Raw genomic sequence first — 12,822 nt, forward strand, 5'->3', positions numbered from 1 at the left:
TCGGGCCGGGCGACGGTGGCTTGTCGCCATCGCCCGGCGCACACCAGCGGTCCGCTGGTTCCCCTCAGCCGTGGAGCACGGCTGACGGGGAGCGGGCCGGTACCCCTTACGGAGGAACGACACCCATGACCATCCTCAGACGTGCCCACGCGGCAGCGGCGGCCGCCCTGCTGATCGCCGGTGGCCTCACCTTCCTCGGGCCGGCCGGAACGGCATCGGCCGCCGCGTCGGACTGCGAGGGCGGCCGCAACGGCTTCATCGACATCTCGGACGAGGCGTACGACACCGCCGCCCGCCAGGTCACCCTGTGGGGCGAGGGCATCAACATCAGCCTTCAGTACGGCAACATCCGCGGGGTCCAGCGCGGTTGGGCCCGCATCGCCGGCGACGTCAAGGCCGGAAACCAGGTCTGGATGGACGTCAGCTCGGACGGTGGAGCGCACTGGCTCCAGTGCGGGCCCTTCACCTCCCGCAACGGTGAGAACAAGACCAGCGCGGCCCAGCGCACCAGCGGCAGCGCCAACGTGAAGTTCCGCGCTTGCGGATCCACCCGCTCCGGCATCCACTGCACCGACTGGTGGTAGCCGTCCGGCCCCGCGGGCGGCCCGGAAGACCGGGAAAACACCGTCGACAGCGGGGGTTTCCCCACCACGGTGCCAAGAGGCAACAGGCAGAACCTGGTTGGGAGTCGCAAGTCACGGCACAGTGATGCCCGGCGCCGGGGTCTGCTCCCTGTACGAGGGAGGGGGAGCAGACCCGGTGCGGGAGCGTCCGGGTGTGCCCCGGACGCCGGGCAGGAAGACCGACGGAACGACAAAGGGCGGTGCGAACACCGTCCGTGACGCGGCGCCATCTGCCGCTAGGGGGGAATCCGCATGAGAGAAAGACGCCCGGGGACGCCGGCAAGGCATCCCGGAATGCGGGCGAGACGCGTGGGGGCGAGAGCAAGACGCCTGGGGACGAGAGCAGGGCGTCTGGCGAGAGGACTGGTCACCGCGCTGGTGACCGCCCTCCTCGTCGTCCTGGTCCCGGCGTCCGCCGACGCCGCCGGGACCGGGGAGCAGAACTGGTGCAGCCTCCAGGGCATCGGTTCGCCGGAGGCCCAGCGCGCCGCCGACGCCGCCTGCGCCGAGTGGCGCAACCGCACGGTGTACACCTGGGGCGGTGGCCACGGCCCGGTGCCCGGCCAGACCTACGGCACGCTCGACTTCCGGCACCTCGACGAGACCTGGAACGATCCGAAGACGCGAGGCTTCGACTGCTCCGGCTTCGTCCGCTGGGCCTGGTACCGGGCACTCGGCCGCGACCTCCTCGGCGACGGCACGGCCCTGTCGATGTACGAGAACGCCGGGCCCGGGCGCTACCAGCAGATCCACGGCCGGTCGGGGGGCAAGCCGGCTGTCGACGACCTGGAGCCCGGCGACCTGGTCTTCACGGCAGTCGGCGGCGCCGTCCAGGACATCAGCCATGTGATGCTCTACCTCGGCAGCGGCTATGTCGTGGAGGCGTATCAGTCGCAGCTCCCGATCCGCGTCATCGACATCGGGTCCCGCATCAGCAACAACCGTCTGGTCGGGGCGGTCCGTCTGCCCCAGGGCAGCCCGTTCACCGAACCTCCGGGCTACGACGGCACGCTCCAGGCGACCTGGGGCACGTCGGTGGCGGTGCGTCAGCACCCGAACCGTTCGGCTGCGGTCGTGACCCGACTGTCCGGATCCGACCTGGTGTACGCGAAGTGCCAGCAGCACGCGGACCGGGTGACCGCCGAGGGCTACACCAACGACGCCTGGACGTATCTGTCCAACCGAGGGGGCTGGATCAGCAACATCTACCTCAGGGGTCCCGCCTGGCTGCCCGATGTGCCCACCTGCACCGGATCCGCCTACGACCCGGACATCGGGGCGGGCGGCGGCGGTGACGTCACCCAGGGCGGGGCGTACGGCACCTGGGGCACCGGCGTGGCGATCCGCTCGGAGCCGTCCACGACCACCGGCACCACCGTCGCGCGGCTGTCGGGGCCGACCCAGGTCGCCGTCAGCTGCCAGACGCACGCCCAGACCGTGACCTCCGAGGGCTACACCAACGACGCCTGGTCCTATCTGCCGCAGTACGGCGGCTGGATCACCAACATCTATATGAAGGGTGACGCCTGGCTCGCCGGTGTGCCGGCCTGCGACGGCAAGGGCACCTCCACTCCGGTCGGCGCCAGTGGCCACAGCACCTGGGGCACCGGCGTGGCGATCCACAGCTACCCGTCCACGGACTCGGCCGTCGTGGCCAGGCTGTCCGGACCGACCCCGGTGGCGGTCTCCTGCCAGAAGCGCGCGCAGACCGTGACCTCCGAGGGCTACACCAACGACGCCTGGTCCTATCTGCCGCAGTACCAGGGCTGGATCACCAACATCTACATGAAGGGCGACGCCTGGCTGTCCGGCGTCCCCCGCTGCGGCGGCGGTGCGCCGGGAGCCATCTGAGCCCGCGGTGAGCCGGCGGGGAGTGCCGGCCGATCCGGTCGAGCGACGATTCCGCCGACGATCCCCGTGACCGCATCCGGTCACGGGGGTCGTCGGCATGTGCCCGGCCTGCCAAACGAAAGACCCTGGGGGTTTCTGATGGATCTCCGTGGAGGAAGGAGCGGCGTCCGGTGCGTGCTCTCGGAGGGCCGGCTGGGAGCCCTCGTACTGGACGTACTTGGGCTTTCGGCCGGTGCGGCGAGAGTGAGTGCCGGGCGTCGCGACGCCGCGGAGATCCGTCAGAAGCCCCCTAAGTGTCAGAACCCGGCCAGGACTTCGGAGGCGGCGCGTTCGCCCGAGCGCACGGCACCCTCCATCAGCCCGTGCATCAGGGTCGCCGTCTCCGAGCTCGCCCAGTGGATCCTGCCCACCGGCTCGCGCAGCGCGCTTCCGTAGCTCGTCAGCGCGCCGGGCGGGAAGTGCCCGATCATCCCGCCGAGCGACCACGGCTCGGCGGACCAGTCGGTCTCCAGATACCCCGTGGGGTGCAGGGCGCCGGGACCGAAACGCTCGGCGAGCGCGTTCAGCCAGATGTCCTTCCTCTCCTTGGGGTGCAGAGCGCCGATCCGTACGGCCCCGGGGCCGAAGGCGTAGCTGCTGAGCACACCGGGCCGCCCCGACGGGGGTGTCTGGTCGATGGTGACCGGTACGGCAGAGCGGGGCGCGTGCGACTGGCCGGACAGCCGCTGCGAGCGCCAGAAGGGCTCGGGATACACCGTGTGGACGCGGATGATCGACCCGGGGACCATACGTCGCAGCAGATTGCTGTGAGCGGCCGGCAGCGCGGGGTCGAAGACGATGCGGCCGGCCAGCGCAGGCGGGGTCGCCACGATCACCCGGCGCGCCCGCACGTCGAGCGCGTCGGTACGGACCCGCACATCGGCGCTGTTGTGGGTGATCTGCCGTACGGGGCTCGACAGACGTACCGCGTCACCAAGCCGCTCGGCCATCCGCCGGGCCAACTCGGGGGAGCCGCCCTCCAGGAGGTGCGTTTCGGTCGTGCCCGCGTCCGTGTAGTAGCCGAATCCGGCACGGCCGCCGCCACGTGCGAGGACGAGCGCGCCCAGCAGGGAGACCTCGGCCGGGTCGACACAGAACATCAGGCTCATCGCCGACTTGAGGAGGGTGTACGCCGTGCTCGAGGGGACGTTGACCGGATCGGACAGCCACTGCCCGAGCGTGCGCGTGTCCAGGGCACGGGCGTTCCTCGCCTGCCAGGGGGCGTCCACCGGAAGGCGCCGCGCCATCATGTTCAGACGCAGCAGGGCCACGCCCAGCGAGGCGAGCGCCGCGGGTCCCGCGTGGGGGATGCCTCCGCGGAAGCGGTGGTTGACACCGTCCAGGCACACGAGCTGATCGCCTGCCTCGTACTGCGGATAGGCCCGCATCCCGAACTCCTCGGCGAGTTCGAACATGCGCTTTTGGCCCTTGCCCAGCCAGGTGCCGCCCGCGGACAGCACGGTGCCGTCGGACGACTCCCGGTTCCACACGCGCCCGCCCACCCGGTCCCGGGCCTCGAGCACCACCACGTCGTGGTGTTCCCGCGCCAGGTGCAGCGCGGCTGCCAGTCCCGCGAAGCCCGCTCCGACGACGCACACGTCGGTATTCACCCGTTCCGCCTTTTGCATGGCGCACCTCCACGGCGAGCCTGACCCGCCGGACACCTGCCCGCCCGGCGAGTGAGGCGTCCGCGTGCGTTCGGCATCCGTTCGGGTGACAGGGGGATGGCCAGGCCGGCCGTTTCCCGGACCGCTCCATCGAGTCGGGCCGGGTTCCCTCGTGCGTCAGCCGGGCATGCCGGCATCCTCCACGAGGTCCCTCAGCCGTCCGGTGAACGCGTCGGGCTCGGTGGTGAAGTAGAAGTGGCCGCCCTGGAACACGTGTACCGCCGCCCCCGCGGTGGTGTGCTGGGCCCAGGCCTCGGCGCCGTCGCGGGACACGCCGGTGTCGCTGTCGGGGAGGAAGACCGAGACGGGGCAGTCGAGCCGGGCCCCGGCTCCGGCCCGGTAGGTCTCGATCACCTGCAGGTCGGCGCGGATGGCCGGCATGATCAGCTGAGCCAGCTCCTCGTCCTCGCACAGCCTCTGGTCCGTGCCCCCGAGGTCCATGATGGCGGCGAGCACGCTGTCGTCGTCCAGGAAGCGGTACCCCGAGTCCACGCGCCGCGAAGGCGCCACGCTCGCGGAGGCGATCAGCCGCCGAGGCCCGCGGCCGGTGTCCCGCTCCATGCGCAGTGCCGTCTCGAAGGCGGCGATCGCGCCCATGCTGTGCCCGAAGAAGTACGGTCGCGGCCCGAGGAGCGGCCGCAGCGCTTCGTGTACCGCGTCCGCCAGGGTGTCCATGGAGGTGACCGGCTCGTCGGCCAGCCTGGTCTCCCGTGCCGGATACTGCACCACCAGCACCTCGATCCCGGGGCTCAGAGCCGCCGACAGCGAGTAGTAGTAGCTTGCCGAGCCGCCCGCGTGCGGAAAGCACACGAGCTGGCGTTCCGCCCCCGGCGCCGGATGGAAAACCCGGATCCAGTCATTCCGGTTCCGTTGTGGCGTCTTCATGAGCTCCCCTACGGATCGTCTGCCGGACCGAGCTTTTCATACCAAGATCCGATACCGCCCGCGGCGCGATGCCGTACCCCTGGGGCGTCGCCGGTGACCGTCGCCTCGTACGGCCGCGCCCCGTCGCAGGTCACCCTGCGAAGCAGTCGATGCCGCGCCAGCCGGAGTGCGTACGGCACGGTGCCCGACCGAGCGCCGTGTGGTGACCGGGAGTGATCGGCCCCGGGAAGCCCGCACCCTCATCGGCCGGGCCCCACCGCACCGAACCACCACCAGACGGGCGTATGAGCGGCCCGATTGGTTGCGCACGGTCAGTATCAGGCGGACTCTGGACCTGATGAAGCAGGCCGGTGAGGGCGTGATGAACTACGCGAGGAAGGCGACCGGGGACATCGACTTCCGTGGGCCGCTGGACGTCACGAAGGCCGCCACCTGCGTACTCGACGCCGCGGACACGGTGATCGGCTGGAGCCCCGCGGCGCAGGACCTTCTCGGCTATCCACCCGACGAGATCATCGGCCGGCACGTCGCCACCTTCCTTCCAGCCACGGACTCCCGATCGGACGCACGCGCCGTCGACGGGCAGATCCCGGCCCTCCCACGGCGCCACGTACGCGCCGCCGTGCACCGGGACGGTCACCGTCTGCACCTCGTCACCGCGGTCTGCCACCTCTGCGGCACCGGGGCGGCGCGACGGATCCTCGTGGCCGCCGAGCACGCGCCGCTGCGGGAGTGGGAGTCCCAGCTGTCGATGCTGCAGGGCCTGGCCACGCAGTCACCCGTGGGTCTCGCCATATACGACACCGACCTCCGCCTCGTCTGGTGCAACGCCATCTCCGAGGAAGAGCTCGGCCGGCCACTCGACGAGGCCCGGGGCGAACTCGCCGACGAGCTGTATCCCATCGGAAGATTCGTCACCCCCGGCTACCCGGACTCGCTGGACGCGGTCATGCGCCAGGTGCTGGAGACCGGCGAACCCGTTCTCGACCTGCACTTCCAGGGAGAACAGCCCAGCGAGCCCGGCAGGGAGCACGTCTGGTCCTGTTCCTACTACCGCCTGCAGGGCACGGACGGCCAGGTGTTCGGGCTCTGCGAGGACGCCTTCGACATCACCGACCGCTACCGGGCCCAGCAGCAGCTGAACCTGCTCGTCGAGGCGGGCCGACGGGTGGGTACGACGCTCGACGTCATCGTCACGGCCGACGAACTGGCCGCGGTGGCGGTACCGGGGTTCGCCGACCTCGTCGAAGTCGACCTCGCCCCTGCGGTCCTGGACGGCGAGGTCCCGGATGTCGCCGGCCCCGCGGGCATCGAACTGATGCGCACCGCCTCCCGCTCGGCGGCCGCCGGCGACACCATGGACACCGCGGTGGTCCGCAGCCGGCCGCCGAGCCCGGTGGACTATCCGAAGGGCTCACCCCAGCACCGCAGCCTCTCCTCGGGCGGGCTCGTGCTCGATGACGACACCCTGGTCGTGCCGCTGCGCGCCGGGGGCAGCGCCCTGGGACTGGTCACCTTCGTACGCCGCCGCGGAACGGACCTCTTCGACAGCGGTGCGGTCGCACTCGCCGACGAACTGGTCACCCGTGCCGCGGTGTCCCTCGACAACGCCCGCCGCTACACCCGGGAACGCTCCGCGGCCCTGGCCCTCCAACGCCAGCTGCTGCCACGGCACCTGCCGCCGAACACGGCCGTCGACGTGGCCCATCGGTATCTGCCGACGGACGATCTGAGCGGCGTCGGGGGCGACTGGTTCGACGTCATCCCGCTCTCGGGCACCCGCGTCGGGCTCGTGGTCGGGGACGTCGTGGGGCACGGTCTCCACGCGGCCGCCACCATGGGCCGTCTGCGCACCACGGTGCGCGCGCTCGCCCCCACGGACCTGCCGCCCGAGGAACTCCTCAAACGGCTGGACGACCTGGTCGGACAGTCGGCCGCCGACTCGGGCGACGACGGCGCCGCACACGCCGGGGACGACGACGTGGCCATGGGCGCCACCTGCCTCTACGCGGTCTACGACCCGGTGTCGCGGCGCTGCACGATGGCGCGCGCGGGGCATCTGCCGCCCGCCATCGTGGAGCCCGGAGGACGCGTCGGCTTCCCGGATCTGCCGGCCGGGCCGCCTCTGGGACTCGGTGGGCTGCCCTTCGAGTCCCTCGAACTCGAGCTGCCCGTGGGGAGCCTGATCGCCCTCTTCACGGACGGCCTGGTCGAGGCGCGCGACCGTGACATCGACAAGGGGCTGGAGATCCTCGGCCGGGTGCTCGGCGAAGGCGGGGGCACGGACTCCCTGGAGGACCTGTGCGACCGCGCGATCTCCGAACTGCTCCCGGGCGGCACGACCACCGACGACACCGCCCTCCTCCTGGTGCGCACCCGTGAACTCGACACCTGCAGGATCGCCACCTGGAACCTGCCGGCCGAGCCGGTCGCCCCGGGCCGCGCCCGTGAGCTGATCGCCGAACGATTGCGCGCCTGGGAGCTCGAAGAGCTGGTGTTCCCCACCGAACTCATCGCCAGCGAACTCGTCACCAACGCGGTCAGGCACGCGGAGGGTCCCCTGCACCTGCGGCTCATCCTCGACCGGACCCTGGTGTGCGAGGTCGCGGACGCCGGGCACACCGCACCCCATCTGCGACACAGCGCGGACGACGACGAGGGCGGGCGTGGACTGTTCATCGTCGCCCAGCTCGTGCTGCGGTGGGGCACCCGGTACAGCGACTGGGGCAAGACGATCTGGACCGAGCAGGCGCTGCCCCGCTCCGGCGGATGACCTCGGTCCGCTCGGGCGGTCCTCTCGGCCCCGCTGCGGGCGCGTACCCGCCGGCTCACCCTGCCATGCTGTGCACAGCCGCCGCCGACGAACTGCGAGGAACCATGCCGCCGCACACCGGCCTCGACGTCCGCCCCCTGGCCCATGGCGACCGGTCCGCCTGGGATCCGCTGTGGCAGGCCTATCTGGACTTCTACGAACACTCCCTGCCGCCCGAGGTCACCGATCTGACGTGGTCCCGCTTCGGCGACCCCGCGGAGCCGATGGGCGCGCTGGGGGCATGGACGGACGGTGAACTGGTCGGCATCTGCCACTACGTCGTGCACCGTTCGACCTGGGCGGCAGGTCCCTACTGCTATCTGGAGGACCTGTTCACTGCGCCCACCGCCCGCGGCGGAGGAGTGGGGAGGGCACTGATCGAGGCGACGGCCGCAGCGGCGCGCGAGGCGGGGGCGGAGAAGCTCTACTGGCAGACACACGCCGACAACAGCGCGGCGCGAGCCCTCTACGACCGGGTGGCCAGGCACGAGGGCTTTCTCGTGTACGAACGTCCGCTGGTCTGAACCTCCGTGGAACCGGCAGCCGTCAAGTACCCGTAAGCACTGGGCCGTGCCGTGCCGGCCGGTGACCTCGCCGGGTTCCTGCCCCCGCGCGTGCGTGATCTCCCGGTGCGGAACGTCGAGCAGGGTGCCCTGAATCACCCCTTACCGACCCCGCTTTGGAGGTTCGGCCAGGCGAAGCTGCCCAGGGCCGCCTGATCTTCGGAGAAGCCTACGATGTTCGCCGAGTCCCGGTGTGGCGTTGGATATGCGCCACACAGGACGAAGACCGGACGGCGAACCCGTGAGGCTTCGACCCCCCATGCGACTGGCTGAAACCAGGGTGCGTCGGCGTCGCCGCGCCAGGGATAACCAGAGATTCCTCTCAATACCTACCTTTCGAAGGGCAAGGCGGAGATGGCACGAGTCGCCCCGCTTTCCGCGTCCGGAAAGCAGAGCGAGCACCCGGTCGACGAGGTGCTCCCGCTCCCCAAACTGGCGCTGTACGGCTTCCAGCATGTCCTGGCGTTCTACGCCGGAGCCGTGATCGTCCCGATCATCGTCGGCGGGGCCCTCGGCCTCAGCCGTGACGAGCTCGTCTATCTGATCAACGCGGACCTGTTCACCTGCGGCATCGCCTCGATCATCCAGGCCTTCGGTATCGGCCGGATCGGCTCGCGCCTGCCCCTGATCCAGGGGGTGACGTTCACGGCGGTGTCCCCGATGATCGCGATCGGCCTGGGGGCCGGCGGCGGTACGGCGGCACTGCTGGTCGTCTACGGCGCGGTGATCACCGCGGGCCTTGCCACCTTCGCCTTCGCATGGCTCCCCGCCCGGGCCTTCAGGGCGGTGCTGAGGCTCTTCCCGCCGGTGGTCACCGGCACGGTGATCACCGTCCTCGGGCTGGTCCTCATCCCGGTGGGACTGAACGACGCGGCAGGCGGTCTGGGCAGCCCGCACTTCGGCGATCCCAAGAACTTCGCCTACGCGGGCGGCACGATCGTCTTCATCCTGGCGCTCATGAAGTTCGGCCGCCCGTTCCTGTCCAGCATCGCGATCCTGCTCGGGCTGGTGGCCGGCACGGCCGTCGCCTATCTGCTCGGGGACGCGACCTTCGGCGACGTGGGCAAGGCGGACTGGCTGGGCGTCACCACGCCGTTCCACTTCGGCGTTCCGCGGTTCGAGTGGTTCCCCATCCTGCTGATGCTGATCGTCATGGTGATCACCATGGTCGAGACCACCGGGGACACGTACGCGATCGGGGACATCGTCGGCAAGAAGATCGACGGTGAGACCGTGGCCCGGGCCCTCAGGGCCGACGGTGCCGCGACGGCCCTGGGCGGCGTGCTCAACTCGTTCCCCTATGTGGCCTTCGCCGAGAATGTCGGCCTGGTTCGGATGACGAAGGTGAAGAGCCGCTTCGTGGTCGTTGCGGCCGGCGTCTTCATGATCGTCTTGGGGCTGCTGCCGAAGGCCGCCGCCGCGGTCGCCTCGGTGCCGCACCCCGTTCTGGGCGGCGCCGCGACCGTGATGTTCGCGATGGTCGCCCTCGCGGGTATCCAGACCCTGGCCAAGGCGGACCTCAAGGACGAGAAGAACGCCTTGGTGGTGGGCGTCTCACTGGCCATGGCACTGCTGCCGTCCACCGTTCCGGTGCTGTTCAAGGACCATATGAGCGCGGACCTGTCCTCGTTGCTCAACAGCGGTGTGACGCTGGGTGCGACCACCGCGGTCCTGCTGAACCTGGTCCTGGGCGGGCTCGGCCCGAAGGAGGCCGACAACGGGCCGGAGCCGGCCGCTGCTTCGACCGGTGACCCGGCGTCCGGCACCGACCCGGTCGAGAGTCTTCCCGCTCCGGCCGCGATGGAGGCCGAGGCCGCGCCCGACGGTGACGGTGCGGGGGTGCCCGGGAGCCCGGTCGCACCTGACGGGTCGACGCAATCGGCCCCGACGTCGTAGACCTCGTGAGATGAGCCCCGGCCGTCCGGCCGGGGCTCATCTGCGCGCCGGGCTCCCGGCCTCGACCGCGGTCGAGATCAAGAGCCCGCGGAAGGGTCCCGGGGCACGCCCTTGATGCCGGAAACACCGAGGAGGGGAGCATCATGGAGGGAGAGGGGGCATGGCGGCAGCACTCCAGCGGAGGGTGATCAGATGCCAGGAACCCGGCCTCGTTCGCGCTACGCACCGGATCGGGGACTCACCACCCGCATGGTGACGACGATGTTCCTCATCGGGCTGCTGTACGTCGTCTTCGTCGGCGTTCTGCTCGCCCTGCTGCGCGACGCGTGGGTGATCGTCCTCGTGATCGCGGGCGGCCTGTTCATCGCGCAGTTCTGGTTCAGCGACCGGATCGCCGCCCACGCCATGGGCGCCCGGGAGGTCACCCCCGAAGAGGCACCCGAGCTGCACGGGGTGGTGGATCGCGTCTGCGCCCTCGCGGACATGCCCAAGCCCCGCGTGGCGATCGCCGACAGTGACGTCCCGAACGCCTTCGCCACGGGGCGCAATGAGAAGACCGCTCTGATCTGCGCCAGCACCGGGCTTCTGCGGCGCCTGGAGCCGGACGAACTGGAGGGCGTCCTCGCCCACGAGCTGTCGCATGTCGCCCACCGCGATGTCGCCGTGATGACCATCGCCTCCTTCCTCGGCGTCCTGTCGGGCGTGATGATCCGTGTCTGGCTCTACAGCGGGCTCAGCCGCAACAGCCGCGATGCCAACACCGCCATCGCGGTACTGGTGATCCCCCTGGTCAGCGCGGTGGTCTATGTGATCAGCTTTCTGCTGACCCGGCTGCTCTCGCGCTACCGCGAGCTCTCCGCCGACCGCGCCGCGGCGCTGCTCACAGGCCGGCCTTCGACGCTTGCCTCCGCCCTCGTGAAGGTGACCGGCGACATGGCCAGGATCCCGACGCGGGACCTGCGGAAGGCGGAGCCGTTCAACGCCTTCTGGTTCGCGCCCGCATTCCCCTCCGGGGCGAGCCTGAGCCGGCTGCTGTCCTCGCATCCGACGCTCGAGCAGCGCCTGGACCAGCTGAGCAGGATCTCGCGGGAGCTGGACCGGCCATGAGCCAACCGCCGGGAACCGCTCACGGACGGCACGGCGGGCGGGACGCAGAGGTGGCCCATGGGCTTCCTTGACGCCATCCTCGGCCGCAGCAAGCCGGTACGACCGGACCTCGACCGGCTCTTCGGTCTGCCCGCCGCCGCGATCACCCTCCAGGCGGGTGCCGGATTCACACCCACCGGCAGCGGTTCGGTGTGCTTCGCCGGTGTCGAGGGGGGCACCTTCGCAAGGATCCGGGAGGACGTACGGGAGCTGCTCGACGCCGACAGCGGCAGGGGCGGGGCGCCCGTCGCATTCGAACAGGACGCGTACGGATACACCTGGCTCGTCACCCGCCGACCCGCCGACGACATCGTCTCGCTCGTGAACGACCTGCATGCCGTCAACACCGCGCTCGAGGGGTCCGGCTTCGGCCCCCAGCTGCTGTGCACCGTGTCCGGCTTCCACGACGCCCCAGGGGGCCGTGTGCTCGCCCTGGTCTACCTCTACAAGCGCGGTTCCTTCTACCCCTTCGCGCCGCTTCCCGGAGCGGACGAGAAGCGGGACAACGCGCTGGAACTTCAGGTCAGGGCGCTGCTCGCGGACGATCTGCGGATCGAGCCCGACCTGGACCGCTGGTTCCCGGTGTGGGGTGCGCCGGGGCTCGACGGGTAGGAGCCGCCATCACGGCAGCCGGCCTCACGCGCAGCGGCCGCGGCGCAGGCTCGCCGGATCAGGTGAGCCCCGTCTCATCACGACACCGCCCTCTTGTCTATGCAACAAGTTGCATAGATGATCGTCGCCATGGCGCTCGACCACGCGATCCTCGTCTCCCTGCTGGAGAAACCAGGCTCGGGCTATGAGCTGGCCCGGCGGTTCGAGCGGTCCATCGGGTACTTCTGGACCGCCACCCATCAGCAGATCTACCGCGTCCTCAAGCGCATGGAGGGCGACGGGCTGCTCGACGTCCGCGATGTGCCGCAGCAGGGCAGGCCGGACAAGAAGGAGTACTCGGTCGCCGAACCCGGTCGCGCCGAACTCTCCCGGTGGCTGCACGAGCCGATCGAACCGGAGAGCGTCCGGCACGACCTCGCCGTGAAGATCCGTGGCGCGGCCTTCGACGACCCCGCGGCACTGATCCGCGAGGTCGAGCGGCACCGCCGGACGCACCGCGACCGGCTCGCGCACTATCTCTCCGGCGAGGTACGCGACTTCACCGGGCCCGGCGCCCCCGCGCCGCTCGACGCGGGCCGCGAACTGCAGCACGTCGTGCTGCGCGGCGGCATCGCGTACGAACGGATGACGATCGCCTGGCTCGACGACGTACTCGCCACCCTGCACCGCCTCGGTGCCTCGCACCGGCCCGGCTGACACCGCTTCCCCGGCCCCACCAGCTCCCCACA

Annotated in this window: 10 protein-coding genes; 8 read left to right on the forward strand and 2 right to left on the reverse strand. The window is 70.7% G+C overall.

Annotation, left to right across the window (positions count from 1 at the left end; all coding sequences use genetic code 11):
- Positions 1-125: 125 nt before the first annotated feature.
- Both ACTWOL_RS33790 and ACTWOL_RS33795 read left to right on the forward strand, forming a co-directional pair.
- The gene (locus ACTWOL_RS33790; protein WP_474300690.1) at positions 126-584 is read left to right on the forward strand and encodes a hypothetical protein; all 459 of its coding nucleotides are present in this window, start codon (positions 126-128) and stop codon (positions 582-584) included.
- 417 nt (positions 585-1,001) lie between these two features.
- Positions 1,002-2,474, forward strand: coding sequence for an NlpC/P60 family protein (locus tag ACTWOL_RS33795; protein WP_474300691.1), 1,473 nt, complete (start codon positions 1,002-1,004; stop codon positions 2,472-2,474).
- Positions 2,475-2,770: 296 nt separating this feature from the next.
- On the opposite strand, the gene ACTWOL_RS33800 is transcribed toward ACTWOL_RS33795, so the two are convergent.
- Both ACTWOL_RS33800 and ACTWOL_RS33805 read right to left on the reverse strand, forming a co-directional pair.
- The gene (locus ACTWOL_RS33800) at positions 2,771-4,123 is read right to left on the reverse strand and encodes a flavin monoamine oxidase family protein (RefSeq protein WP_474300692.1); all 1,353 of its coding nucleotides are present in this window, start codon (positions 4,121-4,123) and stop codon (positions 2,771-2,773) included.
- Positions 4,124-4,297: 174 nt separating this feature from the next.
- Positions 4,298-4,990 (reverse strand): thioesterase II family protein, encoded by a 693-nt coding sequence (locus ACTWOL_RS33805; protein WP_474300693.1) that lies wholly within the window; start codon positions 4,988-4,990, stop codon positions 4,298-4,300.
- Positions 4,991-5,402: 412 nt separating this feature from the next.
- On the opposite strand from ACTWOL_RS33805, the gene ACTWOL_RS33810 reads away from it, so the two are divergent.
- The 6 genes from ACTWOL_RS33810 (at position 5,403) to ACTWOL_RS33835 (ending at position 12,790) form a co-directional block, all read left to right on the forward strand.
- Positions 5,403-7,838 carry a SpoIIE family protein phosphatase gene (locus ACTWOL_RS33810; protein WP_474300695.1) on the forward strand — a complete coding sequence of 812 codons (2,436 nt, stop codon included), beginning with the start codon at positions 5,403-5,405 and terminating at the stop codon, positions 7,836-7,838.
- 104 nt (positions 7,839-7,942) lie between these two features.
- Entirely contained in the window at positions 7,943-8,401 is a 459-nt protein-coding gene (locus ACTWOL_RS33815) for a GNAT family N-acetyltransferase (protein ID WP_474300696.1), read from the forward strand.
- Positions 8,402-8,794: 393 nt separating this feature from the next.
- Positions 8,795-10,336, forward strand: a complete 1,542-nt coding sequence (locus ACTWOL_RS33820; protein WP_474300697.1) for a nucleobase:cation symporter-2 family protein — start codon at positions 8,795-8,797, stop codon at positions 10,334-10,336.
- A gap of 192 nt (positions 10,337-10,528) precedes the next feature.
- The gene (gene htpX / locus ACTWOL_RS33825) at positions 10,529-11,443 is read left to right on the forward strand and encodes a zinc metalloprotease HtpX (protein ID WP_474300698.1); all 915 of its coding nucleotides are present in this window, start codon (positions 10,529-10,531) and stop codon (positions 11,441-11,443) included.
- Positions 11,444-11,500: 57 nt separating this feature from the next.
- A complete protein-coding gene (gene pspAB, locus ACTWOL_RS33830) occupies positions 11,501-12,094 on the forward strand; it encodes a PspA-associated protein PspAB (protein WP_474300699.1) in 594 nt (197 codons plus the stop codon).
- Positions 12,095-12,211: 117 nt separating this feature from the next.
- Positions 12,212-12,790 (forward strand): PadR family transcriptional regulator, encoded by a 579-nt coding sequence (locus ACTWOL_RS33835; protein ID WP_474300700.1) that lies wholly within the window; start codon positions 12,212-12,214, stop codon positions 12,788-12,790.
- The last annotated feature ends 32 nt before the right edge of the window (positions 12,791-12,822 follow it).

It is taken from the genome of Micromonospora sp. IBHARD003 (genome assembly GCF_056106285.1).

Bases quoted from the DNA above. Each gene is read 5' to 3' on its own strand.
- ACTWOL_RS33820 (WP_474300697.1), top strand. From the start codon at position 8,795: ATGGCACGAGTCGCCCCGCTTTCCGCGTCCGGAAAGCAGAGCGAGCAC.
- ACTWOL_RS33790 (WP_474300690.1), top strand. From the start codon at position 126: ATGACCATCCTCAGACGTGCCCACGCGGCAGCGGCGGCCGCCCTGCTG.
- htpX (WP_474300698.1), top strand. From the start codon at position 10,529: ATGCCAGGAACCCGGCCTCGTTCGCGCTACGCACCGGATCGGGGACTC.
- ACTWOL_RS33835 (WP_474300700.1), top strand. From the start codon at position 12,212: ATGATCGTCGCCATGGCGCTCGACCACGCGATCCTCGTCTCCCTGCTG.
- pspAB (WP_474300699.1), top strand. From the start codon at position 11,501: ATGGGCTTCCTTGACGCCATCCTCGGCCGCAGCAAGCCGGTACGACCG.
- ACTWOL_RS33815 (WP_474300696.1), top strand. From the start codon at position 7,943: ATGCCGCCGCACACCGGCCTCGACGTCCGCCCCCTGGCCCATGGCGAC.
- ACTWOL_RS33810 (WP_474300695.1), top strand. From the start codon at position 5,403: ATGAAGCAGGCCGGTGAGGGCGTGATGAACTACGCGAGGAAGGCGACC.